At 70.7% G+C, this 23690-nt stretch carries 25 protein-coding genes; 16 read left to right on the forward strand and 9 right to left on the reverse strand.

Going from position 1 to position 23690, the window contains the following annotated elements; genetic code table 11:
* Positions 1-194 precede the first annotated feature (194 nt).
* On the forward strand, positions 195-620 hold the full coding sequence (locus IFT73_RS17920; RefSeq protein WP_192168804.1) for a hypothetical protein: 426 nt from the start codon (positions 195-197) through the stop codon (positions 618-620).
* 82 nt (positions 621-702) lie between these two features.
* Positions 703-1059, forward strand: coding sequence for a hypothetical protein (locus IFT73_RS17925; RefSeq protein ID WP_192168805.1), 357 nt, complete (start codon positions 703-705; stop codon positions 1057-1059).
* Positions 1060-1255: 196 nt separating this feature from the next.
* Here IFT73_RS17925 and IFT73_RS17930 read toward each other — a convergent pair whose 3' ends face one another.
* The 4 genes from IFT73_RS17930 to IFT73_RS17945 are packed head-to-tail and all read right to left on the reverse strand — an operon-like array spanning position 1256 to position 4919.
* Positions 1256-1474, reverse strand: coding sequence for a PLDc N-terminal domain-containing protein (locus IFT73_RS17930; protein ID WP_192168806.1), 219 nt, complete (start codon positions 1472-1474; stop codon positions 1256-1258).
* Between the two features lie 9 nt (positions 1475-1483).
* Positions 1484-3103, reverse strand: a complete 1620-nt coding sequence (locus IFT73_RS17935) for a long-chain-fatty-acid--CoA ligase (RefSeq protein WP_192168807.1) — start codon at positions 3101-3103, stop codon at positions 1484-1486.
* Positions 3100-4152, reverse strand: a complete 1053-nt coding sequence (locus tag IFT73_RS17940; RefSeq protein WP_192168808.1) for a dihydrodipicolinate reductase — start codon at positions 4150-4152, stop codon at positions 3100-3102. The genes IFT73_RS17935 and IFT73_RS17940 overlap by 4 nt, the downstream gene beginning before the upstream one ends.
* Positions 4149-4919, reverse strand: a complete 771-nt coding sequence (locus IFT73_RS17945) for an SDR family oxidoreductase (protein ID WP_192168809.1) — start codon at positions 4917-4919, stop codon at positions 4149-4151. The genes IFT73_RS17940 and IFT73_RS17945 overlap by 4 nt, the downstream gene beginning before the upstream one ends.
* Before the next feature lie 112 nt (positions 4920-5031).
* On the opposite strand from IFT73_RS17945, the gene IFT73_RS17950 reads away from it, so the two are divergent.
* The 9 genes from IFT73_RS17950 to IFT73_RS17990 all read left to right on the forward strand — a co-directional run bounded on the left by IFT73_RS17950 (position 5032) and on the right by IFT73_RS17990 (position 14435).
* Positions 5032-5763 carry an ABC transporter ATP-binding protein gene (locus IFT73_RS17950; protein WP_056605105.1) on the forward strand — a complete coding sequence of 244 codons (732 nt, stop codon included), beginning with the start codon at positions 5032-5034 and terminating at the stop codon, positions 5761-5763.
* Entirely contained in the window at positions 5760-6467 is a 708-nt protein-coding gene (locus tag IFT73_RS17955; protein WP_056605108.1) for an ABC transporter ATP-binding protein, read from the forward strand. The genes IFT73_RS17950 and IFT73_RS17955 overlap by 4 nt, the downstream gene beginning before the upstream one ends.
* 10 nt (positions 6468-6477) lie before the next feature.
* Positions 6478-7374, forward strand: a complete 897-nt coding sequence (locus IFT73_RS17960; protein WP_192168810.1) for a branched-chain amino acid ABC transporter permease — start codon at positions 6478-6480, stop codon at positions 7372-7374.
* On the forward strand, positions 7371-8483 hold the full coding sequence (locus IFT73_RS17965; RefSeq protein WP_192168811.1) for a branched-chain amino acid ABC transporter permease: 1113 nt from the start codon (positions 7371-7373) through the stop codon (positions 8481-8483). The genes IFT73_RS17960 and IFT73_RS17965 overlap by 4 nt, the downstream gene beginning before the upstream one ends.
* A gap of 67 nt (positions 8484-8550) precedes the next feature.
* Positions 8551-9846, forward strand: coding sequence for an ABC transporter substrate-binding protein (locus IFT73_RS17970; protein WP_056605117.1), 1296 nt, complete (start codon positions 8551-8553; stop codon positions 9844-9846).
* A gap of 9 nt (positions 9847-9855) precedes the next feature.
* Positions 9856-11586 (forward strand): class I adenylate-forming enzyme family protein, encoded by a 1731-nt coding sequence (locus IFT73_RS17975; protein ID WP_192168812.1) that lies wholly within the window; start codon positions 9856-9858, stop codon positions 11584-11586.
* Entirely contained in the window at positions 11583-11978 is a 396-nt protein-coding gene (locus IFT73_RS17980) for a nuclear transport factor 2 family protein (protein WP_192168813.1), read from the forward strand. Before IFT73_RS17975 ends, IFT73_RS17980 begins: the two co-directional genes overlap by 4 nt.
* Complete coding sequence (locus IFT73_RS17985; RefSeq protein ID WP_192168814.1) at positions 11978-13507, forward strand: class I adenylate-forming enzyme family protein; 1530 nt, start codon at positions 11978-11980, stop codon at positions 13505-13507. Before IFT73_RS17980 ends, IFT73_RS17985 begins: the two co-directional genes overlap by 1 nt.
* The gene (locus IFT73_RS17990; protein WP_192168815.1) at positions 13500-14435 is read left to right on the forward strand and encodes a nitronate monooxygenase family protein; all 936 of its coding nucleotides are present in this window, start codon (positions 13500-13502) and stop codon (positions 14433-14435) included. Before IFT73_RS17985 ends, IFT73_RS17990 begins: the two co-directional genes overlap by 8 nt.
* Here the strand turns inward: IFT73_RS17990 and IFT73_RS17995 are convergent.
* Positions 14428-15960, reverse strand: a complete 1533-nt coding sequence (locus IFT73_RS17995; protein WP_192168816.1) for an AMP-binding protein — start codon at positions 15958-15960, stop codon at positions 14428-14430. The two genes, IFT73_RS17990 and IFT73_RS17995, sit on opposite strands and share 8 nt — an antisense overlap.
* Before the next feature lie 58 nt (positions 15961-16018).
* Between IFT73_RS17995 and IFT73_RS18000 the strand changes: the two genes are divergently transcribed.
* Complete coding sequence (locus IFT73_RS18000) at positions 16019-16393, forward strand: SRPBCC family protein (RefSeq protein ID WP_056605130.1); 375 nt, start codon at positions 16019-16021, stop codon at positions 16391-16393.
* Between the two features lie 10 nt (positions 16394-16403).
* Positions 16404-16700, forward strand: a complete 297-nt coding sequence (locus tag IFT73_RS18005) for a putative quinol monooxygenase (protein ID WP_192168817.1) — start codon at positions 16404-16406, stop codon at positions 16698-16700.
* Positions 16701-16704: 4 nt separating this feature from the next.
* Here the strand turns inward: IFT73_RS18005 and IFT73_RS18010 are convergent, their stop codons facing one another.
* Positions 16705-17181: a PGPGW domain-containing protein gene (locus IFT73_RS18010; protein WP_192168818.1), complete on the reverse strand. Its 477-nt coding sequence runs from the start codon at positions 17179-17181 to the stop codon at positions 16705-16707.
* A gap of 66 nt (positions 17182-17247) precedes the next feature.
* On the opposite strand from IFT73_RS18010, the gene IFT73_RS18015 reads away from it, so the two are divergent.
* Entirely contained in the window at positions 17248-17649 is a 402-nt protein-coding gene (locus IFT73_RS18015; protein ID WP_192168819.1) for a hypothetical protein, read from the forward strand.
* Here the strand turns inward: IFT73_RS18015 and IFT73_RS18020 are convergent.
* Complete coding sequence (locus IFT73_RS18020) at positions 17636-18760, reverse strand: ROK family transcriptional regulator (protein ID WP_192168820.1); 1125 nt, start codon at positions 18758-18760, stop codon at positions 17636-17638. The genes IFT73_RS18015 and IFT73_RS18020 overlap by 14 nt on opposite strands.
* A gap of 205 nt (positions 18761-18965) precedes the next feature.
* Here IFT73_RS18020 and IFT73_RS18025 point away from each other — a divergent pair, with 205 nt between their 5' ends.
* A complete protein-coding gene (locus IFT73_RS18025; RefSeq protein ID WP_192168821.1) occupies positions 18966-20846 on the forward strand; it encodes an Ig-like domain repeat protein in 1881 nt (626 codons plus the stop codon).
* Here the strand turns inward: IFT73_RS18025 and IFT73_RS18030 are convergent.
* Positions 20839-21546: a lipoate--protein ligase family protein gene (locus IFT73_RS18030; RefSeq protein ID WP_192168822.1), complete on the reverse strand. Its 708-nt coding sequence runs from the start codon at positions 21544-21546 to the stop codon at positions 20839-20841. The two genes, IFT73_RS18025 and IFT73_RS18030, sit on opposite strands and share 8 nt — an antisense overlap.
* Before the next feature lie 62 nt (positions 21547-21608).
* On the reverse strand, positions 21609-22100 hold the full coding sequence (locus IFT73_RS18035; RefSeq protein WP_192168823.1) for a MarR family winged helix-turn-helix transcriptional regulator: 492 nt from the start codon (positions 22098-22100) through the stop codon (positions 21609-21611).
* Positions 22101-22197: 97 nt separating this feature from the next.
* Between IFT73_RS18035 and IFT73_RS18040 the strand changes: the two genes are divergently transcribed.
* Positions 22198-23685 carry an MFS transporter gene (locus IFT73_RS18040; RefSeq protein ID WP_192168824.1) on the forward strand — a complete coding sequence of 496 codons (1488 nt, stop codon included), beginning with the start codon at positions 22198-22200 and terminating at the stop codon, positions 23683-23685.
* Positions 23686-23690 lie beyond the last annotated feature (5 nt).

The raw sequence follows: 23690 nt of genomic DNA on the forward strand, positions 1-23690 counted from the left end.
GTTGTGCCGACGACACCACACCTACAAGGGCCACGGCATCCTGCACTGGACCACAAGACTCGAAGCGTCAACCCCAGACTTGTCATGCGCGTGACAAGTTGTTGAGCCGACGGGCGCCTTCACCGTCCGATGTCTTGTGCGATCCGCTGACGGTCCACCATGCTGCGGGTAACTCTCGGCTGAAAGGCACTGGCATGGCTCAGCGTTCGCTCTTCCAGATGGTTTCACGGAGCATTCTCCCGCCAGCCGTAGCCGTGGTGCTCGTCGTGGGGAGTCTCCTTGCAGGCGCGGCCTCGGCCTCCGGCGAGGAGGCGGCTGCTGGCCACTACGGTTCGGTTGCCGACCTGGACGAGGTCTCAGCAAAGGCCAACGTTGACGTGCAGCTGCAGGCGGTCTGGTGTAGCGGAGGCTCGTGCAACTGGCGGACGGTGGACACCAAGAGCGACAACGTCTACGCCGGTGGGGGCAGTGGAAATCGCGCGGCTGTTCGGGAGAATTGCGCTGGTAGCACGACCGTCGGGTGGAGGCTGCGCGTCGACGTAGATCTGATCGGGGTAGCTGATCCTTCCGGGTGGACCAACAGCGCCGGAAAGGACCTCGCGTGCTACCCCTCCTCATAGGAACGGAAGCGGAATGAGCCACATGGCGCCAGGAACGAGCGACGCGAGGCGAGTCGTCGGCCTCGGCGCAGTCTGCGATCTCGTGGAGACCCTCGATGGCGGGCGGACGGTCCAGTTCAGCGTGGGCGAGTTCGTCGATCTGGCTGACGGTACGCAGGTCACGCTGCACGACGACCGCGGATTCTCATCCAGCTGGCGAGGATTGGGCCCAGACGATGTGATCGGTCGTGACGGTCTGCACGAGAGCGAGACGACCTTGATAGCCAACGTGCTGACAGTCGTGCTGCCCGATGGCGACAACGAAGAAGAGCACCCATGGAACTGGTTGACCCGGCTGGCCCGCGCCCGGGGGCTGGACGTCACAGAGTCCGAGCTGCGTGCGCTGCCGTACCGTGTCGTCCTCTCGCCAGCTGTCATGGCGCTGACTCGACAGGGCTGAGCGCAGTCAGCACGGCCACGGGGATCGTGAGCCACAACGACCCCAACGCGGCAGAGTGGTAGACGTCGCGCCCCGTCGAGGCGTGCGCAGCGAAGAGAATCGCCGTCGCGGCGACCATGTAGAGCGCCGCCGGCCCGTAGGTGCGGACGGGGTGCCGCACCGGGCTCCACATCCTGCGGTCGCGGAACCTACCCTGTCACCCCTGACGTCGGCCGGCCGCGAAGTAGACGAGCGGGCCGATCGGCTGGACGAACAGCGCAAGTGCCCAGACGGCCTTCGGCCCGCGCACCTGAGGGGACGGGCGACGAGCGAGGTCGCGCAGCGCTGCCGCCGTGAGCGCTGCCTCGACCGCCCCGACGACGCTGATCGCCCTTCGCTGGTTGACGGGCAGATCGGACCACTTCTTCTGTGCCATGGCCTGACGTTAGCTGAACTGCTCGCGCAGGCTCCGCTTCAGCAGCTTGCCGCTGGCGTTCAGGGGCAGGGCGTCCACGAACGCGACGGCCGTCGGGCACTTGTAGTGGGCCAGGCGCTCACGGGCCCACGAGATCAGCTCGGCCTCGGTCACCTCGGCGCCGGGCGCGGGGACGACGACGGCCAGCGGCGACTCGCCCCACTTGGCCGACGGGACGCCGACCACGGCGACCTGGGCGACGGCCGGGTGCTCGGTCAGCAGGCTCTCGACCTCGGCGGGGAAGATGTTCTCGCCGCCCGAGACGATCATGTCCTTGATCCGGTCGTGCAGGTAGAGGTAGCCGTCGGCGTCGATCGAGCCGCCGTCGCCGGAGCGCAGCCAGCCGTCCGGGGTGATCGTCGCGGTGGTCGCCTCCTCGTTGCGCCAGTAGCGCTTCATGACGTGGGCGCCGCCGATCCACACCTCGCCGCGCTCGCCGACCGGCTTGTCCTCGAGCGTCACGGGGTCGACGATGCGGATCGGGATGTTCGGCATCGGACGCCCGACCGACCGCAGCCGCTGCGCCGTCTCGGGCGTCGGACGGTGGTCGTCGGGCGACAGCATCGTGACGCCGCCGGTCGACTCCGTCAGCCCGTAGCTCTGCAGGAACTTGCAGCCCAGCAGGGCCGTCGCCTCGCGCAGGACGGGCTCGGGCATCGGTGACGAGCCGTAGACCATGTACCTGAGCGCCGACCAGTCCGCGGTCTGCGCCTCGGGGATCGCGATCAGGAACTGGATGACGGTCGGCACCGCGACGGCGTGCGTGACCTTCTCCTCCTGCAGGATCTGGCACAGGTCGGCCGGCGACGTCGGGTTGCGCAGCAGCAGCGCGCTGCCGTTGACGTTGCTGACCAGGGCCAGCCCGAGACCCGAGACGTGGAAGAACGGCACCGGCGCCAGCGCGATCGACGTCGTGTCGAGCTCGAGCACGTAGTGCATCGCCGCGATGGCCTTGCCGAGGTTCGGCCCCGTCAGCTCGATGCCCTTGGGGCGTCCGGTCGTGCCGGACGTGTAGAACATCAGCGCCGTCTCGTCGGGCCCGCGCGAGTAGCCCGGGTCGTCGTCCGAGACGCCCTCGAGCCAGGCGTCGTACGCGACGCTGTGCGGCCCGGCCTCGACCGTCACGACGGTGCGGACGCTCGGGACGGCGGCAGCGGCCTCGGCGAGGCGCTCCTCGCCGCGGCCCAGCACCACGACCGACGGCTCGCCGTTGCCGAGGATGTACTCGATCTCGGCCACCGCCAGGCGGAAGTTCAGTGCCGTCGGCACGGCGCCCATCTTCGAGGCGCCGTAGAGGACGGCGAGGAACGACGGCGCGTTCTCGCCGATGTAGGCCACCCGGTCGCCGGCCTGCACGCCGTCGCGCAGCAGCGCCTGCGCCACGCGGCTCGCGTGCCGGTCGAGCTCTGCGAACGACGTCACGCCGGACGGCTGGATGATCGCGGGCAGGTCGGGGGTCGCCGCGGCACGACGTCGCGGGACGTCCTCGAGCCGCTCGACCCGCGAGCCGTCCGCGTGCAGCGCGTACTCGGGATCGCGGTACTCCGGCGGGACGGGGGTCAGGACGTGGGAACCCAGCTGCGTGCTCATCGTGCCTCCATCTGGAACGGTGCGAACACCGGCGGTTCGAAGATCCCGGCCGGCGCCTCGACGACCGGACGGATCGCGCGCAGGGCGGGGCCGGCGGTGACGTACTGGCCGGCGGTGGTGCGGCTGCCGGGCTCGTCCGGCTCGACCATGTTGAGCGTCACGACCATCTCGGGCTTGCCGTAGAAGTGGATCGTCCACTCGTCGCGACCCGCGTACTCGGGCAGGTCGGGCTCCATCGTCCAGATGATCGCGAGGGTCAGGAACGGCTTGCCGCCGACCATCGCGTGCCAGCGCCACTCGGTGCTGCCGACCGTGCCGGCGGGGATGTGACCGGCGGCGACCTCGAGGTCGCGGCTCGCGGGGACGACCCGGTGGTCGGGCTTGACCTCGTCGTACGTGACGCCCATGCGCTCGCACATGAACGCGATCGTCTCGAGGTACAGCGATGCGTAGAGCGTGGGCAGCGGTCCCGACCCGTCGAGCTTGGCGGGGTCGGAGCCCATGCCCATGACGGTGAACGCGAAGTCGGGGTCGGGCATCTTGCGGGCGTCGAGCACCTCGTCGATCGTGATGGCGTCGAGCTCGTACGACGCGCCCGTCAGGCCCAGCGCCAGGCGCTCGCCGATGATGCCGGGGCTGACGCCGATGCCGAACAGCGTGCTGTCGCCCTCGGTGCACGCGTCGAGGAACATGCGCTCGCGCTCGCTGCCGTGCGCGCGGGGGAAGTGCTGGCCCGCCGTCGTGATGACGTTGATGCCGGCGCGCAGCAGCTTCAGCAGGTCGGCGTCGTGCTTCTCGTACGGCACCTGCAGGCGCGGCGCGTGCATCAGGACGTCCGGACGGGTGGCGATCAGCTCGTCGACGTCGCGGGTCGCGATGACGCCGGTGGTGTCGCGGCGGGCGATGTCGCCGGCGTCGCGGCCGACCTTCTTGTCGCCGTAGACGTACAGGCCCACGAGCTCGAGGTCGGGACGGTCGATGACGCCGCGCAGGATCGTCTTGCCGACCGCGCCGGTCGCCCACTGGGCCACGCGGATCGGGGCGCTCATGCCTTGGTCCGCAGCTCGGTCGCGAACAGCAGCTTGCCGAGGCCGCGCTCGTAGCGGACGGGGTCCATCGCCAGGCGTGCCCGCGACTCGACGGCCATGCGGTCGGTGTCGGTGGTCCACTCGCCGCGCGACATGGCCTTCAGGCCGGCCTTCGCGATGTCGCGAGGGTCCTCCTTGTCGCCGTCGACGTGCGCCGCCATGCGGGTGTCGACCGAGCCGACGATCAGCGACGTGACGGTGATGCCGTCGGGCTCGAGCTCGGCGCGGGCGATGCCGCCCAGGTAGAGCGTCGCGGCCTTGGCGGGGGAGTAGCCACCCATGAACGCGGTCGGCGCGATCGCCGCGACCGACAGGACGTTGACGATCGAGCCGCCGCCGTTGCCGGCGATGACCGGCGCGAACGCGCGGATCGCGGCCAGGGGGGCGAAGTAGTTGACCTCCATCTCGCGGCGGGCCGCGTCGGGGTCGGCGGCCTTCACGAGGCGGTCCTGCGCGTGCAGGCCGGCGTTGTTGACCAGCACCGTCGCGTCGCTGCAGTGGGCGGCGGCCGCGGCGACGTCGTCGGCGCTCGTGACCTCGAGCTGGACGATCTCGGCACCCGTGGCCCTCAGCTCGTCGGTGACGTCGGACGTGTCGCGCACGCCGGCGTAGACCTTGGCCGCGCCCTGGGCGAGGGCCTCCTGCACGAAGGCCAGACCGATGCCGCGATTGGCCCCGGTGACGACGAGGACGGCTCCCTCGACAGGTGCTCCGCGCAGCGTGCTCATGGATGTGGTCCTTCCGGTTGTGGGGCGCAAGCATGGTTGACGACTCGCTCCGTTTACTGTAGTAATCTGTATCACACTGTTAACTGAAGTGTCACGCACAGAGAGGTCCCCGGTGTCCCCACACACAAGCGTCCTGACCCTCGACGAGGTGTCGATCGAGTTCGGCGGCATCACCGCGCTCGACGGCGTCACGTTCGACGTCAGGGCCGGCCAGATCTGCGGCCTGATCGGTCCCAACGGCGCCGGGAAGACCACGCTGTTCAACTGCATCACCCGCATCTACCAGCCCAGCGGCGGCCGCATCACGTGGAAGGGCGACGACCTGCTGAAGGTGCGCCCGCACGCGCTGGCGTCCGCCGGCATCGCCCGGACGTTCCAGAACCTCGCGCTGTTCGGCGGCATGACGGTCTTCGAGAACACGATGGCCGGCGGCTCGTCCGTCAAGGGCGGCAAGCGTCAGATGCGCGACCGCGCCTGGGCGCTGATCGAGCGCCTCGAGCTCGTCGACGTCGCCGACCACCACGCCGCCGGCCTGCCGTTCGGCACGCTCAAGCGCGTCGAGCTGGCCCGCGCCCTCATGTCGGAGCCGCAGCTGCTGCTGCTCGACGAGCCCGCCGGCGGGCTGACGCACAGCGAGGTCAAGGAGCTCGGCGACCTGATCGTGTCGCTGCGCGACGAGTTCGGCTTCGCGGCCCTGCTCGTCGAGCACCACATGGGTCTCGTGCTGGGCATCTCCGACCACGTCGTCGCGCTCGACTTCGGCCACAAGATCTTCGAGGGCACGCCCGCCGAGGTCAAGGACAACCCCGCGGTCGTCGCGGCCTACCTGGGACGTGCCGCATGACCCTCCTGACCATCGAGGACCTGCACGCGGGCTACGGGCCCAGCGACGTCCTGCACGGGCTGTCGATGACGGTCGAGGCCGGCGAGGTCGTCGTCGTGCTCGGCGCCAACGGTGCCGGCAAGACCACGACGATGCGCGCCATCGCGGGCCTGATCGGCCGCCGCGGCACGATCGAGCTCGACGGCGTCCCGCTGGGCCGCCGCCCCGAGCAGGTCGTCGGCAGCGGCATCAGCCTCGTGCCCCAGGGCCGCGGGACGCTCGGCCAGCTCAGCGTGCTCGACAACCTGCTCGTCGGCGCCGCGCTGCGCACCGACAAGGACGGCGTCCAGGCCGACATCGACCGCTGGTGCGAGGTCTTCCCCGTCCTCGGACGGCGGCAGGGCCAGCTCGCCGGGTCGCTGTCGGGAGGCGAGCAGCAGATGCTGGCCGTCGCCCGTGCGCTCATGTCGCGTCCGCGCCTGCTGCTGTGCGACGAGCCGAGCCTCGGTCTCGCGCCGATCGTCGTGCAGGAGCTGTTCGCGACGCTGTCGGAGATCAACAAGACCGACGGCACCGCGCTGATGATCGTCGAGCAGAACGCCGAGCTCGCGATGGACCTGGCCAGCCGCGTCTACCTGCTGGACGTCGGCACGATCGCCGCGACCGGCACCCCCGCCGACTTCCGGGCCGACGACGCCGTGCGCGCCGCCTACCTGGGCTACTAGGAGACAAGAGATGGAACTCTTCCTCGAACGACTCATCTCGGGTCTCACGAACGGCTCGATCTACGCCCTGCTCGCGCTGGCGCTGGTCGTGGTGTTCCGTGGCACCGGGACGCTCAACTTCGCGCAGGGCGAGCTGGCGCTGTTCACGACGTTCGTCGCGTGGTGGCTCACGACCCAGTCGATCCCCGTGTGGATCGCGATCGTCGCGGCCCTCGTGCTCGGCTTCGTCATGGGGGCGCTGATCGAGCGGACGCTCATCAGGCCCGTGCAGAGACGCAACGACATGGCGGTGCTGATCGTCGCGCTGGGCCTCTTCACGGGGCTCAACTCGCTGGCCGGCCTGCTGTGGGGCTCGGAGACCAAGATCATGCCGAGCCCGTTCCCCAACGGCCTGGACGACTACGTGTCGATCGGCGGCGCCCGGCTCTACTTCGACGCCCTCGGCGTCTGGGGTGCGCTCATCGTCCTGATGTTCCTCATGACGCTGCTGTTCAAGAAGACCAAGATCGGCCTGCACATGCGGGCCGTGGCCGACAACCCCGAGTCGGCGACGCTCGCCGGCGTCCGCACGAGCCGCGTCCTCGCGATCGGCTGGGGCCTGTCGGGAGCGATCGGAGCGCTGGCCGGCGTCCTCGTGACGCCCCTGGCGCCGCAGCAGCTGGGCCTGACGACGATGTTCTCGATCTTCATCGCCGCCTCGGCCGCAGCCCTGTTCGGCGGGCTCGACAGCCTCGTCGGCGCGATCGTCGGCGGGCTCGTGATCGGCGTGCTCGAGGCGATGCTGACCGGCTACATCTCGGTCATCGGCGGCTCGCTGCAGCAGACGTCCGCGCTCATCATCATCGTCGCGATCCTCTTCGTGCGACCCAACGGCCTGTTCGGCACCCAGAAGCTGGTGAGGGTATGACGACCATCGACACCCCCAAGAAGACCGCCGCTCGGCGTCCCTCGGGGACGCCCAAGGCCCGGCGACGCATCGTCGTCGAGGGGTCCGCCAAGCACCGCGGCATCCAGGCGGTGTCGGCGCTGCTGGTCGTGCTGTTCCTGCTGTGGGCGGCCTCGCAGCCGCTGTTCCGCGTCGGCCAGTTCACCAACGTGTTCATCATCGCGATCGCGATCGTCGGGCTGAACCTCGTGACGGGCTACACCGGCCTGCTGTCGATCGGCCACTCGGCGTTCTTCGGCCTCGGCGCCTACACGACCGGCATCCTCATCACGAAGTACGAGTTCGCGCCGATGAGCACGATCCCCGTCGCGGTCGCGCTGAGCTTCGTGGTCGGCCTCGCGGTCGGTCTGCCGTCGCTTCGCATCAAGGGGCTCTACCTCGCCCTCGTGACGTTGGCCGTCGGCGTGTCGTTCCCCGAGATCGTGCGCCGCGCCGAGGACCTGACGGGCGGGGCGACCGGCCTGGTCATCCGCTCGCGGTTCCTCGCGCCCCCGGAGTGGACGGGCCTGGTGCGCGCCGAGCGGGGCATCTGGATGTTCTGGCTGTCGGCCGTGACGCTGATGCTCGTCATGCTGCTGGCGCGCTTCCTGGTCCGCAGCCGGTTCGGCCTGGCGATGATGGCCTCGCGCGACCACGAGATCGCGGCGGCCGCCAACGGCGTCAACGTCGCCCGCACCAAGATCCTCGCGTTCGGCATCTCCGGCGCCATCACGGGTCTGGCCGGCTCGCTGTTCGCGCAGTACATCGGCGCGCTGTCGCCCGACGGCTCGTTCACGCTGCTCAAGTCGATCGAGCTCGTCACGGGCCTCGTGCTCGGCGGCATCGCGACGCAGATCGGGCCCATCGTCGGCGCATTCGCGGTCGTGTTCCTGCCGTACTACACGGCGTCGTTCACGTCCGGTCCGCTCTCGGGCGTCGTCTTCGGCGCCCTGCTCATCGCGATCGTCTTCGTGATGCCGGAGGGGATCGTCGGACGCCTGACGCTGCTCAGCCGCAAGGTCGTCACGTTCCTGCCGGCCGACCACCCGTCACGCCGGAAGGGGGAGCGGCCACCCGAAGAACCCACCTGACCTCATCTCTCTCGGGACACCGCACCACCCACCAGCACCACCACCCCTTCACAGAAATTGGGAACACATGAAGCGACTCGCACAGATGGTCTCGGCCGTGGCCGTGTCCACGCTCGTCCTGACGGCCTGCGGCTCCAACTCGGGCGGCTCCGACGGCGGAGGAAGCGGAGGCGGTGACGCCTCCGAGGTCGTCTCGGCCGACGACTGCGCCGACCCGGACGCGGCGACCGAGGAGATCACCAAGACGCTCAAGGTCGGTTGGACCGCCGCGACGTCCGGCCCCCTGGCCGACGCCGTCGGCAACGTCATCGAGGGCATGGAGGCCCGCTTCGCGGTCGAGAACGAGGCCGGCGGCATCGACGGCGTGCAGCTCGAGGTCGTCGTCAAGGACGACGCCTTCAACCCCGAGCGCGCCAAGGCCAACGTCGGCGAGCTGATCCAGAAGGACAAGGTCCACGTCATCGACACGTTCGGCTCGGGCCAGCTCGACGCGATCGCCGACGACCAGAACGACGCCTGCGTGCCGCTGCTGTTCGCGCAGGCCAGCGTGCCGGCGTACCGCGACATCGAGAACTTCCCGTGGACGACGGAGTACCTGCCGTCGGCCGACGTCGAGATGGGCGTCGTCGTCGAGAGCCTGAAGAAGAAGTACCCGGACGGTGCCACCGTCGCGATGGCGGTCAACCAGACCGAGTCGGGCCAGGGCGTCGCCGACGGCTTCACCAAGGCCGTCGAGGGCACCAACCTCAAGATCGTCGCCGAGGAGCCGCTGACCGACCCGAAGACCGCGGCCTCGACGCTCAAGGCCAGCAACGCCGACATCCTCGTCGACGCCGGCGTCACGACCGACTGCCTCGCGCTGAGCCAGGCCATCGGCCGCGTCGGCTGGAAGCCCGACACCGTCATCCAGCCGTCCAACTGCGCCGACGGCGCGACGCTGTACGAGCCCGCCGGCGACGCCGCCGACGGCCAGCAGATCCTGCGCTGGCTCAAGGACCCGAACAACGTCGAGTTCAAGGACGACGCGGCGGTCAAGGAGTACATCGAGCAGGCCGGCGCCAACGGGGCCGACTCGCCGCTGAACAGCTACACGGTCAACGGCTGGGCGATCGCCGACCTCATGGTCGACAACTTCAAGCGCGCCGCCGCGTCCGACGACGGTCTGTCGCGCCTGTCGATCATGCAGGCCGCCCGCACGCAGGATTACCAGCCGCCGATGTTCATCGACGGCGTCAAGTTCACGATGACGCCGACGCAGGCGCTCGGCATCCTCGCGTTCAAGCCGTACACGTGGGACGCGGCGGGCAAGACGTTCGTCGCCGCCGGGGACGTCATCGACATCTCCGACGACTACGACAAGTAGGGAGTGACGATGACGCGAGGACTGCACCCCCAGGACAAGGTCGACGACTACACCGCCAAGGGATGGTGGGCCGACGAGACCGTCGACCAGCTGTTCCGGCAGCAGGTCGCCACCAGGGGAGGTGACCTCGCGGTCGTCGACCCGGCCAACCGGCCGGCGCTCCTCGGCACCGAGCCGCGTCGTCTGACGTGGGCCGAGCTCGACGGCGAGACGACGCACCTGGCGTCTCGCCTGCTCGAGCTCGGCCTGCGGCGCGGCGACGTGCTCGGGGTGCAGGTGCCCAACACCGTCGAGCTCGTCGAGGTCTACCTCGCCGCCTGGACGGTCGGCGTCATCGTCTCGCCCCTGCCGATGCAGTACCGGGAGGGTGAGATCGTCGGCATGGCCAACCAGGCCGAGTTCGCCGCCTTCCTCTCGGTGCCCCACTTCGGCGGCCGGTCCCCGGTCGCCGAGGTGGCGGCGGTCCGCGCCGAGCTGCCGAGCGTCCGGGCCGTCATCGCGTACGCCCCCGACGTCGAGGTGGTCGGCGGCCTGCCCGCGGACGTCCTGCACGTCGCGCCCCGCGCGGCGACCGACGACGAGGCCGAGGCCGTGCAGGTGCACGTCGCGCTCGACCCCAACGATCCCAACGACTGCCTGACGATCTGCTGGACGTCGGGCACCGAGAGCGAGCCCAAGGGCGTGCCACGCTGCCACTACGACTGGCTCGCGATCAGCTGGGCGACGGTCGACGCGCCGTCGGTCGTCCCCGAGGACGTGCTGCTCAACCCGTTCCCGATGGTCAACATGGCCGGCATCAACGGCATGTTCCTGCCGTGGCTGCGCGTCGGCTGCGTGCTGGTGCAGCACCACCCCTTCGACCTGCCGACGTTCCTCGGCCAGATCGCGACCGAACGCGTCACCTACACCGTCGCGCCGCCCGCGCTGCTGTGGATGCTGCTGCACGACGACGAGCTGCTGGCCTCGGTCGACCTCAGCAGCCTGACGCGCATCGGCTCGGGCTCGGTGCCGCTGCAGCCCGTCATGGTGCGGGGCTGGCAGGAGCGGTTCGGCATCGGCGTCATCAACTTCTTCGGCTCAAACGAGGGCATCGGCCTGCTGTCGAGCCCCGACGACTTCCCCGACCCGGACGACCGCGCGCAGTACTTCCCGCGGTACGGCGCCGAGGGCATCACGTGGTCGTCGCGCGTCGCGGAGTGGGTCGGCGTCAAGCTCGTCGACGTCACGACGGGCGCCGAGATCACCGAGCCCGGCGTCAGCGGCGAGCTGCGCATCAGCGGGCCGACGGTGTTCGCGGGCTACCTCAACGGCGACCGGCGTCCGACCCCGTTCGACGACGAGGGCTACCTCATGACCGGCGACCTGTTCGAGATCGCGGGCGACCGCGGCCAGTTCCTGCACTACCTCGACCGGGCCAAGGACCTCGTGATCCGCGGCGGCATGAACATCGCCCCGGCCGAGCTCGAGGGGCTCATCGCCGACCACCCGGACGTCGTCGACGTCGCCGTGATCGGCGACCCGGACGAGCTGCTGGGCGAGCGCGTCGCGGCCGTCGTGACGCTCACGCCGGGCGCCGAGCTGACGCTCGACGAGCTCGTGACGTTCCTCAAGGGCAAGCGCATCGCCTCGTACAAGCTGCCCGAGCGGCTCGACGTGCGCGGCGAGCTGCCCCGCAACCCCGTCGGCAAGATCCTCAAGCGCGAGCTGCGCGTCACCTCGACCCAAGGAGTCACCGCATGACCGACGACGAGAAGCTGGCCCTCGCCCGCGAGATGTTCGCCGCCTGGGACGAGCTCGACTGGGACCGGGTCGTCGACCTGTTCGCCGACGACGGCGTGCTGCACAGCGTCATGCAGGAGCCCGTCGTCGGACGCGACGCGATCGCCGGACGCATGGCGATCCTCGGCAGCAAGTGCGAGCGGCTGACCCTGCACGTCAAGGCCCTCGGCATCATCGACGGACGCGTGTTCGTCGAGCGCGTCGACGACTTCGACTTCGACGGCCACCACGGCGAGGTGCCGGTCGTCGGCGTCCTGCGCATGGCCGACGGCCGCGTGACCGAGTGGCTGGAGTACTACGACCGTCCCACCCTGCTCGCCGGGATGGGCATCTCCGACGACTTCGGCCACTGATGGGGGCGGGCACGTGGGCGTCCGACGTCGTCGCGGCGATGACGCGGGCGGGGGACGCCACGGCGTTCCGTGGTCACGGGGTCGTCCGCTCGCACCGCGAGTCGCGTGACCGGGCCGTTCGGCTCGCCCACGCGCTGCGCGAGCGCGGCGTCGGGCCCGGCGACCGGGTCGCGCTCGTGGTCGAGGACCGCGCCGACTCGGTCGAGGCCTACCTCGCGGTGGGCCTGACCGGCGCGACGGCCGTGCAGGTCAACGACCGGCTGCAGACGTCCGAGATCGCCGAGATCCTCGACCTGAGCGCGCCGCGACTCGTGATCCACACCGCGGGGCACGGCGACCGGCTCGCCGACCTGCTGGCCGGTGCCGGCGTGGGCGTGGTCGGCATCGGGTGGGACGGGTACGAGGACGTCGTCACGTCCGGCTCGACGGTCGACCCGGGCGTGCAGGTCGGGCCCGACGCGGCCGGGATCGTCGGCTTCACCAGCGGCACGACGGGGCTGCCCAAGGGGGTCGTGCACACGCACCGCAACCTCGAGCGGATTGTGCGGCACATGCCCGCGCACGACGGGCTGCGGTGGGGGAGCCGGTGCGCCTTCACCGGCACGCTCGCGTTCGCGGCCGGCATCTGGGGCGTCGTGCTGCCACACCTGTACGTCGGCGGCGAGCTGTCGTGGATGGCCGGCGTCGCGCCCGACGAGTGGGTCGACCGCATGGTCTCCGAGCGCACCAGCTTCACGTACGCGCCGACCCCGCTCATGACGGCGTTCGCCGCCTCGGTGCGGGCGCGCCCCGAGGTGCTCGACCACCTCGACGGCGTGCTGCACTCCGGCTCGTCCGCGCCGCGCGAGGCGGTCGCCGACCTCGTCGACGCGATCGGCCACCGCTACGTCGAGACGTACGGCATGACCGAGACCGGCGCGCCCGTCACGGCGACCGTCCCCGACGACTGGCGACCCGGCTCGACGGCGACCGACGCGTTCAGCTCGGCGGGGCGGCCGACCGCGATCTCGTCGATCGCGATCCTCGGGCCGGACGGGTCCGAGCTGCCCACCGGCGAGGTCGGCGAGATCGTCGTCGAGAGCGAGACGCTGTTCGCCGGGTACCTCGACGCGCCGGGGCTGACGGCCGAGGCGATGCCCGACGGACGGCTGCGCACCGGCGACCTCGGATCGGTCGACCAGGGCGGGCACCTCTACGTCCGGGGCCGGGCCAAGGACATGATCGTGACGGGCGGGATGAACGTGTACCCGGCCGAGGTCGAGCGGGTGCTCGCGCTGGCCGACGGGGTCGGCGAGGTCGCGGTGTTCGGCGTGGCCGACGCGCGCTGGGGCGAGACCGTCACCGCCGTGGTCGTCGCGCGCCCGGGCCGGTCGGTCGACGTCGACGCCGTGACGGCGTTCGCCCGCGAGCGGCTCGCGGGCTACAAGAAGCCCACGTCGATCCACGTCGTCGACGAGCTGCCGCGCAACGCGAGCCTCAAGGTCAAGAAGGACGTCCTGCGACACCGGTTCGAGCGCGTCGATGGCTGACGTGCTCCCGCCGCCGCTCGCCGGGCTGCGGCTGCCCGTCGTGGCGGCGCCGATGTTCCTCGTGTCGGGGCCCGACCTCGTGATCGCGGCGTCGACGGCCGGCATCGTCGGTTCGTTCCCCGCGCCCAACTGCCGCACGCTCGACGAGCTCGACACGTGGATGGGCACGATCGTCGACGGCGTCGCTGGCGCCCCGTGGGCCGTCAACCTCGTGACGCACCGCACCAACGAGCGTCTCGCCGACGACCTGCGGCTCGTCGCCGAGCACCGCCCGCCCGTCGTCATCACCGCGCTCGGCTCGCCCCGGCCCGTCATGGACGTCGTGCACGGCTACGGCGGGCTCGTCATCGCCGACGTCATCGACCTGGCGCTGGCGCGCAAGGCGATCGCGGCCGGCGTCGACGGGCTCGCGTGCGTGTCGGCGGGCGCCGGCGGGCACACGGGGCACCTGTCGCCGTTCGCGTTCGTGTCGGCGGTGCGCGAGGAGTTCGACGGCATCGTGACGATCGGCGGCGGCATCACCGACGGCTTCGGCGTCGCGGGCGCGATCGCCGCCGGGGCCGACCTCGTCTACATGGGCACGCGGTTCCTCGCGACCTCCGAGAGCATGGCGCAGGCCGAGTACAAGCAGATGGTCGTCGACCACGCCTCGGGCGACCTGGTCGTCAGCGCGGGCATCACGGGCACGCCGGCGTCGTGGCTTCGGCCGAGCCTCGCCGCGAACGGGCTCGACCCGGACGCGCTGGTGCACGAGGGCGGGCGCACGTACAACTCGTCCGACGCCCCGCAGAAGAAGTGGAAGGACCTGTGGGCCGCGGGCCAGGGCCTGCAGACCATCCACGAGGTGCAGCCCGTCGCCGACGTCGTCGCCGAGCTGGAGAAGGACATGAGGCGGGCCGCGGCCCGCCTCACCCCCTGGGTCAGTTGACCTGGCGGTCGTGGCCCTTCCAGAACTCCTCGCGCAGCTTGAACTTCTGCAGCTTGCCGGTCGCGGTGCGGGCGAGCTCGTCGCGGAAGTCGATGCGCTTGGGGCACTTGTAGCCCGCCAGGTGCTCGCGGCAGTGGGCGATCAGGCCCGCCTGGTCGACGGCGTCCTCGTCGGGGTCGAGCACGACGAGCGCCGTGATGAGCTCGCCCCACTTCTCGTCGGGGATGCCGATGACCGCGACCTCCTTGACCGACGGGTGCGACATGAGGGCGTCCTCGACCTCGATCGACGACACGTTCTCGCCGCCCGTGATGATGACGTCCTTCTTGCGGTCGGCGATCGTGACGTAGCCGTCCTCGATCGTGCCGCCGTCGCCGGTGTGGAACCAGTTGCCGGCCTGCGCGTCGGCCGTCGCCTCGGGGTTCTCCCAGTACGACGCGAGGTTGTGGTTCGACTGCGCCAGCACCTCGCCGGAGTCGTCGATGCGCATGCGCACGCCGACGGCCGGGGCGCCGGCACGTCCGAGGTTGACGGCCTGCTGGTGCGGGTCGAGGTCGTCCCACTCGGCGCGCATGCGGCTCATGGTCAGCAGCGGCGACGTCTCGGTGAGGCCGTAGATCTGGATGAACTCCCAGCCGAGCTCGTCGCGCACCCGCTCGATCGTGCGCGTCGGAGGCGGGGCACCGGCCACGATGATGCGGACGCGGTCGCGTCCGGGGATCTCGCCCTCCCACGTCTTCGCGGCGTCGAGCGCCGAGGCGACGACGGCCGGCGCGGCGCACATGTAGGTGACGCCGTGGCGCTCGATGCGGCGCAGGATCTCGGTGCCGTCGATCTGCCGGATCACGACGTGCGTCGCGCCCATGCCGGTGGCCGTGAACGGGTGGCCCCAGCCGTTGGCGTGGAACATCGGCAGCGTGTGCAGGTAGACGTCGCGGTCGGACACCGACGCCTGCCACCCGAACACCGTCGCGTTGAGCCACAGGTTGCGGTGCGTCAGCTGCACGCCCTTGGGTCGGGCGGTCGTGCCGGACGTGTAGTTGATCGTGGCGGTCGCGTTCTCGTCGCCGTCCCACGGCTGCGGCTCGGCCGACGAGGCCCAGATCTGGTCGTCGTCCTCGCCCAGGACGAAGGCGCGGACCCCGTCGATCTCGTCGACGAGGTGGCGCAGGTCGGGGTCGACCAGCATGACCTCGGATCCGGAGTGCTCGATGATGTAGCGGATCTCGGCGACCGCGAGCCGGAAGTTGACCGGCACCAGCACGCGTCCCCAGCCCGAGACGCCGTAGAACGAGGTCAGCAGCCGGGCCGAGTTGTGCGACACGATCGCGACGCGACCACCGACCGGCACGCCCATCTCGTCGAGCGTCGCGGCCTGCGAGCGGGCGCGGCGGCCGAGCTCGGCGTACGTGATCTCGCCCCACGAGTCGGCGGGCTGCTCGGGCTCGTCGATCACGGCGACGCGGTCGGGGTAGACCGTGGTCGCGCGATCGAGGAAGTCCATGACGGTCAGCGGGTAGTGCACGGTGGCCTCCTGTGGCGTGGGTCACCCCATTGTGCCCATGTCGCCTAGGCTCGGTCGCATGGGTCCGTCGGTGTCACGTGAGATCGCCAGTCCGCCCGAGGTGGCGTGGCGCCTGCTGACGCACGTCGACGACTGGCCACGGTGGGGGCCGACGGTCGCCGGTGGCACGGTGCCCGGTGGCGTCATCGGGCCCGGCGCCACGGGCACCGTCCGCACCGCCGTGGGGGTCAGCCTGCCGTTCACGATCACCGAGTTCGAGGACGGACGCTCGTGGGCGTGGTCGGTCGCCGGCGTCCCCGCGACGAAGCACCGCGTCACGCCGACGGACGGCGGGTGCGTCGTGTCGTTCGAGGTGCCGTGGTGGGCGCCGGGATACCTCGTGGTGTGCGCGCTGGCGCTGGTGCGGATCGAGCGGCTGGCCGCTGCGTCGTAGGGTGGGCCGCATGGCCATCATCGCGACGCTCGACCTCCGCTTCGACCCCACCCAGCTGGACGAGGCACGGACTGTGATCAACCGCGTGCTCACCGAGACGCGTGCCTTCGACGGCAACCTCGGCGTCGACGTCCTGGTGGACGCCAACGACCCCTCGCACTGGATCGCGTACGAGACGTGGGAGTCGCCCGAGGCCGACGCCGCCTACCGCGAGTTCCGGGCCGGACCGGGTGCCGTCACCGACATGCCGCCGCTGCTGGCCGCCGCCCCGGTGCTGACGTGGTTCGAGGTCGACGACTCGCTCTGAGCCGTCAGTCGTCCTCGGGGGTCGAGACCCGCACGGCCTCGCCCTCCGGGTCCTGGACGCCGCGGAACCGGCGGTAGCTGTAGACGATCGTCGCGAGAGCGATGACGCACGAGCCGATGAGCGTCGCGCCGGTGCCCCACCCGCCGACGAGCCACCACTTGTCGGCCACGGGCCACCAGCCGGGTGCGTCGGGCCGGATGCCCCAGAAGACGCCGATCGCGGCGAGCGCGAGCGCACCGGCGACGCTGCCGAGGATGCGCGGCCACGTCTGGACGCTCTGCGCGGCCGACTTCAGCGCCACGACCTCGATGGGACGCACGCGCCGCTCGGCCCACTCGTACTGCTGCGACAGGATCGCGAGGCCGGCGAAGACGCCCAGCAGGCCGGGGCCGGGGAGGATCAGGGCGGCGATGCCGGCGACCAGGAGGAGCCAGCCGAGGGCCTCGAAGGCGATGCGGCGTGCCGTGCTCGTCGTCGTCATGCGAAGACGCTACAGGGCAGCGCGAGCCTGCGCCGAGCGGAATGCGGGGCGTGATGGGATGGCCCCATGCGATTCGCGGCGGTGGCACTCCTGCTCGTCCTGGGGGCGTGCAGCGGCGGATCGTCGGAGCCTGCCGGCCAGGCGACCACACCTGCGCCGGCCGCGGGCGCGCCGACCAATCCGCCGCCGACCGGCACCCCCGTGCCGGAGGCGCTGTCGGACTTCCGCTGCGAGGCCGACGGCACCGGCACCTACACCGCGACGGGCGCGCTGGCCAACGACACCAAGGCGCCCGTGACGTTCCAGGTGACGGTCAACGTCGGCCTGCCGGCCGCGACACCGCAGGCCGCCGTGACGAAGCAGGTGCCGAAGGTCAAGGCGGGCGGGTCGACGACGTTCGAGATCGTCAAGATCCCCGTCGCCGCCGAGGGCGGCACGTGCCACGTGCAGGTCGTCACGACGAAGTAGCTGCCGGCGTCGAGGTCACGATCGCGAGCTGGACGGCCCCGAGCAGCTCGTTGCGGTCCCCGAACGTGCTGTCGCGGATCGTGAGGTCCTGCCAGTGGCCGACACGGAAGAATCTGGCCACGCCCGACCGGAGGCCTTCGAGGAAGCTGTCGCACGTCGTCTCGTCGAAGCCGTTGACGACGATCTGCGACGGCGACAGCAGGCACACCGTGGAGGCGAGGGCCTTGCCCAGGGCGAAGCCGGCGTCGTTGACGGCTCGGCGGGCACCGACGTCGCCGCGGTCGAGCAGGTGGACGAGCCCTGCAAGGTCATGCAGTCCCGGGTGGGCAGCGGTCAGGTCGTCGACGATGGAAGGGATCGCGACGACGGTCTCGAGGCAGCCGCGGTTGCCGCACCGGCACACCCGACCGTCGGGGCGCACCGAGAGGTGACCGAGCTCTCCAGCCGTACCGGAGAACCCGTGCACGAGTCGACCGTTCGAGATGACCCCGGCGCCGATGCCCGAGCCGACCTTGACGTAGACGAGGTCGTCACCGGCACCCGACGCGGCGAAACGCTGCTCGGCGAGCGCACCCAGGTTGGCGTCGTTCTCGATCGTCACCCCGACCCCGAGGCACGCCTCGAACGTCTCGACGATGTCGATGCCGTTCCATCGCTCCATCACGATCCCCTCGGTGACGGTGCGGGCGTCGGGTGCGATGGGTGCGGGGACGCCCACCGCCGCACCGACGAGGTCGCCGAGTCCGCGTCCACACCGCTCGAGCGCCACGGAGACGAGTGAGACGCACCGCATGATCGTGTCGTGCGGCGAGGTGTCGACCGGGAACGAGCTGGTCTCCTCGGCGATGACGGCCGCGTCGACCGTCGCGATCGCGACCGTGACGTGGCTGTGCCCCACGTCGATGCCGGCCACGAGGCCGGCGTCCTCCGACCATCGCAGGACGGCGGGCGCCCGTCCCCGACCGCCCGATTCGGGACGCTCGCGCGTCTCGAGCACCAGCCCCTCCGCCACGAGGTCGGAGACGACCAGGCCCACGGTCGCCCGCGACAGACCCGAGCGCTCGACCAGCTGGGCGCGGCTGCACGGAGAGATCTGCCCAAGTGCGGCCACGACCCGCCGGCGGCTCGCCGGGTGAGTGCCCGATGTGGCACGTCCCGCCATCGAGCCCCCCTCCCGATCGATGATTCGGCCTGAACCTGACAGAAGTCTCGCTGTGCGTTCACTTCTCACACTTCAGTTGACAGAGTGTCACGAGGTGACGACGATCACATGAACGACTCGCCGGTTCGGTGGGCCCTGAGGGGTGGAGAAGCGCATGGACAGTCAGATCACGAGACGACGCAGGGCGACGGGGGTGACGTTCGCGGCGGCCGTGAGCGTCGTCGTCGGACTGCTCGGAGCGGCTCCGGCGTCGGCCGTGGAGGCCGTCGGACCGACCGTCACCTACACCGGCGACGGGCCGACCGGCTACTCGGCCACGTTCCGCTACGACGCTCCCGACGACGTCACGTCGGTGCAGGTCTACGGCGAGTGGCTGTTCTCGAAGCCGTCGTCGATCGTCTCGCAGACGACGGCCGACCTGCGAACCGGCAAGGACTGGCAGCCGGGGGACGTGCTCGCCGGCTACAGCAACGCCTGGCGGACGATCGAGATGACCAAGGACACGGACGGCATCTGGACGTACACGACACCGCTGCCGTCCGGCACGTTCTCGTACTCGTTCACGCACGGGTGCACGACCCCGAACGCGTCGGGCTGCACCAAGTATCCGGATCCGGAGAACCTACCGCTGTCGGCCGACCTGCCGGGCGCCACGCAGCAGACGCTGAGCCAGGTGTACGTGCCGCAGAGCTCCAAGTTCCCGACGTACGACAACGACTACCAGGCACCGACCTCGCCCGCCCGCACCGGCATGTTGGTCAACAGCAGCTACGCCTCGCCCCTGCCGACGGACGCCGCGGCGACCCGGCGAGTCACGGTCTACCTGCCCGCCGGGTACGACAAGAACCGGGCCGCGGCCTACCCGACGCTCTACCTCAGCCACGGTGGCGGCGGCAACGAGACCGACTGGGCGACGCAGGGCGTGGCGCAGTACATCCTCGAGAACGCCGTGAAGGACGGTGAGGCCCAGCCGGCCGTCCTGGTCATGACGAACTTCAACGGCCTGTCGGGCAACCAGGCCTACGCGAACGACCTGAGGAACAATGTCATCCCCTTCGTCGAAGCCGGCTACAACGTCTCGAAGAAGTCCGACGATCGAGCCTTCGCCGGTCTGTCGGCGGGCGGTGCCCGAGGTCTGACCCTGCTGTACGACAACACGGACCTCTTCGGCTACTACGGCCTGTGGAGCTCCGCCGCGGCCTACACGGCGCCGACCGCCGAGCAGCTGCAGCGCATGAAGTCGGTCAAGGGCAGCATCCACAGCGGTGCGGGCAAGCAGGACTTCCTGATCGACATCAATGCCAGCTCGATCGCCCGTGCCAACGGCCTGCGCGCCCTCGGGGTCGACGTCACGTCGTTCGACGTCGACGGCATCCACTCGTGGGACGTGTGGCGTCAGCTGCTCGACAACTTCGTGCGGACCAGCGCGTTCAAGACGACCGACACCTCGATCGTCCCGGCCGCCGTCGCGACCCCCGGTCGGTTGACGTCGCTCGTGGCCAGCGTCTCCGCGGTGACGACGACAGGCGCGACGCCTACCGGCCGGGTCGCCTTCTACGCCGGCGGCACGGCTGAGAGCAACCGCCTCGGCAGTGCCGCTCTGGGTGTCGATGGTCGGGCGACGCTGAGCACGACGTTCGCGTCCGCCGGCAGCGTGCCGGTCGTCGCGGTCTACGAGGGCGACGACCTGTTCGAGGGCTCCACCGCGCCGCAGGTCACGCAGGTCGTCTCGGCGGGACTCGGGTCCGCGTCCGTGTCGTTCAAGATCTCGCCCAGCTCGGTCAAGGTCGGTCGCAACGCCAAGGCCACCGTGGTCGTGTCGGCGCGCGGCGGCGGCTCTCCGACCGGCACCTTCGCGATCAAGAAGGGGTCGAAGACCCTCAAGACCGTGACGCTGCGGGCCGGCGACAAGGGCAGGCGGACCGTGACGGTGCCGAAGCTGCCGAAGGGCAAGCACACGCTGGTCGTCGTGTACTCCGGCAACGACACGCTGAAGGGCAAGACGTCGACGAAGCGGGTGCTGCGCGTCAGGTAGCGCGGGACCGCGCCCACGCGTCGACGTCCGCCGGGACGTCGATGCGTGGGCGTTCGGCCGCCTCGGCTGCCAGCCCTGCCACCCACGGGTCGAGTGGCTCGTCGGTCGTGCCCAGGCGTTGCCGGTAGTCGTCCGCGAGGGCGGCGGCGACCTGTGCGGGGGTCAGGTCGGACCGCACGTCCCTCAGACCACCGATCGTCGACTCCTGCAGCTCGTAGCCCAGGGCCTCCGAGACCGCGACGATCACGTCGTGCACCCGGTCGGACGTCGCGACCTGCACGACGGTGCTGAACAGCGAGCCGGTCGGCGTGATGCGCTGGGCCGAGCCGACGACCTTGAACCGTCCGCCGACGTTGACGCTGAACTCACCGGGGCAGTACTCGCCCTCGACCTCGCCGACGCGCGCGTCGACGCCGAGCGACCTCAGCACCCGGGCGTGGTGGTCGGCGTTGAGGGCGAACGAGTCGCGGCCGTTGACGTGGTCGACCACGACGGCGCCCTCGTCGTACGCGACCATCCGGCCGCCGGGGGAGCGGACGGCGGTCGCGAAGCCCGCGGCGTGCGCGATCGCCGCAGCGCGCGCGATGCCCGGCGAGCGGGTGTCGCGGCGGGTGAACGCGACGGTCGGCCCGTGGGGGACGTACACGTGCACGAGCTCGCCCCACGGGGCGTCCGTCGTGCGCAGCAGCAGGGCCGGCACGGTCAGCTCGGCGACCGCCGGCCACGTCGCGTCGGCGGGGTGGCCGACGACCAGGTGTGCGGTCAGGACGCGGGGACGTCGGCGTCGGGACCGCGGGCGATGCGGCCGAGGATGTCGACCAGCACGGCCCGGTCGCCGGCGCTGACGCCGTCGAGGGCACGGGCCTCGGCCTCGTCGCGGGCGACCGCGAACGTCGCGTAGACGCGTCGGCCGGCATCGGTGATCTGCGGGATGCGGACGCGGCGGTCGGACGGATCGACCGTGCGGACGACGAGCTCCTGCTTCTCGAGGCGGTCGAGCACCGTGATCAGGGTCGTCTTGTCGACGCACACCACACGGCTCAGCTCGAGCTGCGTGCGCTGCTGGCCGTCGTCGAGGGCCGCCAGCACGAGCCAGTCACGGGCGTCGTTGAGACCCATCTCGACGGCTGCGCGGTCGAGGTAGATCGTGACCTGGTTGACGGCCGCGTGCAGCAGGATCGTGAGGTCGTTCGGGAAGCTCTCGCACGCCGTCATTGGCTTGGTCGTCGTCCGATCGGTCTGCACTGCTCCCATGCCCGGACGATATCCCCTCGCGACAACGTGGTCAACGTCGGATTAGTCACACTCAGATCATCTCGACTCGGACGATCTCGAATCGTACGGTGTGGACATGACCTCTCCTCTCTCCACGACGTCCACGGACGTCGACCCGCGGCGATGGCTGGCGCTCGTCGTCATCGCGGTCGCGCAGCTGATGGTGGTGCTGGACGCCAGCATCGTGAACATCGCCCTCCCGTCCGCCCAGGAGGCGCTCGGGATCTCCGACGCCAACCGCCAGTGGGTCGTGACGGCCTACGCCCTGGCGTTCGGCGGACTGCTCCTGCTCGGCGGTCGCGTCGCCGACTTCGTCGGCCGCAAGCGCGCCTTCATCATCGGCCTGGTGGGCTTCGGCATCGCCTCGGCGGTCGGCGGCCTCGCACAGAACCAGATCGAGCTGTTCGGCGCCCGCGCGCTGCAGGGTGCGTTCGCCGCGCTCATGGCTCCCGCTGCCCTGTCGCTCATCACCGTCACGTTCACCGAGCCGAAGGAGCGTGCCAAGGCGTTCGGCGTCTACGGCGGCATCTCCGGTGGTGGCGCCGCGCTCGGCCTGATCCTCGGCGGCGTGCTGACCGAGTACGCGTCGTGGCGCTGGACGCTGCTCGTCAACACCCCCATCGCGATCGCGACGGCCGTCGCCGCCTACCTGCTCGTGCGCGAGAGCCGCGCCGAGGGCAAGGCCCGCTACGACATCCCCGGCGTCGTCACGAGCACCCTGGGTCTCGGCGCCCTCGTCTATGGGTTCACCATGGCGTCCGAGGACGGCTGGTCCTCGGCCGGCACGATCTCGCTGCTCGTCGCGGCGGCAGTCCTGCTGGTCGCCTTCGTCGTCATCGAGATGAACACCGCCGAGCCGCTGCTGCCGCCACGCGTGTTCACCGAGCGCAACCGCGCCGCCGCGTTCCTCGTCTCGCTGCTGCTGGGCCTCGCGCTGTTCGGGATGTTCCTGTTCCTCGTCTACTACATGCAGGGCACGCTCCAGTACTCCGCCGTGAAGTCGGGGCTCGCGTTCCTGCCGTTCAGCGTCGGCGTCGTGATCGGCGCCGGCGTGGCGAGCGGCTTCCTGCCCCGCGTCGGACCGCGTCCGCTGATGGTCGGCGGCACGGTCATGGCCGCGATCGGCATGGCGCTGTTCACGCAGATCACGGTCGACGACAGCTACCTCACCGTCGTCCTGCCCGCGCAGATCGTCATGAGCATCGGCATGGGCCTGGCGTTCGTCGCCCTCTCGAGCACCGCGCTCGTGGGCGTCGAGGACCACGACGCCGGCGTCGCCAGCGCGCTGGTCAACACGACCCAGCAGGTGGGCGGATCGCTCGGCACGGCGCTGCTCAACACCATCGCGGCGTCGGCCACGGCCGGCTACATCACCGCCAACGGCGTGGCGCAGACGCCCGAGGGTCTCGTGCACGGCTACACCGTCGCGTTCACCTGGGGCCTCGGCGCACTGATCCTGGCCGCCGTACTCTCGCTGGTGCTCGTGACGAAGCAGCGTCCCGCCGCGACCGACGAGGGCGACGAGACGCCGTTCGAGCACGCCGAGGAGCTCGTCGTCATCTGACGACG

Source organism: Aeromicrobium sp. CFBP 8757, from assembly GCF_014841755.1.
GTDB lineage: Bacteria > Actinomycetota > Actinomycetes > Propionibacteriales > Nocardioidaceae > Aeromicrobium.

Coding starts and splice junctions, on each gene's coding strand:
- IFT73_RS17920 (WP_192168804.1), top strand. CDS start 195: ATGGCTCAGCGTTCGCTCTTCCAGATGGTTTCACGGAGCATTCTCCCG.
- IFT73_RS17930 (WP_192168806.1), bottom strand. CDS start 1,474: ATGGCACAGAAGAAGTGGTCCGATCTGCCCGTCAACCAGCGAAGGGCG.
- IFT73_RS17935 (WP_192168807.1), bottom strand. CDS start 3,103: ATGAGCACGCAGCTGGGTTCCCACGTCCTGACCCCCGTCCCGCCGGAG.
- IFT73_RS17940 (WP_192168808.1), bottom strand. CDS start 4,152: ATGAGCGCCCCGATCCGCGTGGCCCAGTGGGCGACCGGCGCGGTCGGC.
- IFT73_RS17945 (WP_192168809.1), bottom strand. CDS start 4,919: ATGAGCACGCTGCGCGGAGCACCTGTCGAGGGAGCCGTCCTCGTCGTC.
- IFT73_RS17955 (WP_056605108.1), top strand. CDS start 5,760: ATGACCCTCCTGACCATCGAGGACCTGCACGCGGGCTACGGGCCCAGC.
- IFT73_RS17960 (WP_192168810.1), top strand. CDS start 6,478: ATGGAACTCTTCCTCGAACGACTCATCTCGGGTCTCACGAACGGCTCG.
- IFT73_RS17965 (WP_192168811.1), top strand. CDS start 7,371: ATGACGACCATCGACACCCCCAAGAAGACCGCCGCTCGGCGTCCCTCG.
- IFT73_RS17970 (WP_056605117.1), top strand. CDS start 8,551: ATGAAGCGACTCGCACAGATGGTCTCGGCCGTGGCCGTGTCCACGCTC.
- IFT73_RS17975 (WP_192168812.1), top strand. CDS start 9,856: ATGACGCGAGGACTGCACCCCCAGGACAAGGTCGACGACTACACCGCC.
- IFT73_RS17980 (WP_192168813.1), top strand. CDS start 11,583: ATGACCGACGACGAGAAGCTGGCCCTCGCCCGCGAGATGTTCGCCGCC.
- IFT73_RS17985 (WP_192168814.1), top strand. CDS start 11,978: ATGGGGGCGGGCACGTGGGCGTCCGACGTCGTCGCGGCGATGACGCGG.
- IFT73_RS17990 (WP_192168815.1), top strand. CDS start 13,500: ATGGCTGACGTGCTCCCGCCGCCGCTCGCCGGGCTGCGGCTGCCCGTC.
- IFT73_RS18000 (WP_056605130.1), top strand. CDS start 16,019: ATGGGTCCGTCGGTGTCACGTGAGATCGCCAGTCCGCCCGAGGTGGCG.
- IFT73_RS18005 (WP_192168817.1), top strand. CDS start 16,404: ATGGCCATCATCGCGACGCTCGACCTCCGCTTCGACCCCACCCAGCTG.
- IFT73_RS18010 (WP_192168818.1), bottom strand. CDS start 17,181: ATGACGACGACGAGCACGGCACGCCGCATCGCCTTCGAGGCCCTCGGC.
- IFT73_RS18015 (WP_192168819.1), top strand. CDS start 17,248: ATGCGATTCGCGGCGGTGGCACTCCTGCTCGTCCTGGGGGCGTGCAGC.
- IFT73_RS18025 (WP_192168821.1), top strand. CDS start 18,966: ATGGACAGTCAGATCACGAGACGACGCAGGGCGACGGGGGTGACGTTC.
- IFT73_RS18035 (WP_192168823.1), bottom strand. CDS start 22,100: ATGGGAGCAGTGCAGACCGATCGGACGACGACCAAGCCAATGACGGCG.
- IFT73_RS18040 (WP_192168824.1), top strand. CDS start 22,198: ATGACCTCTCCTCTCTCCACGACGTCCACGGACGTCGACCCGCGGCGA.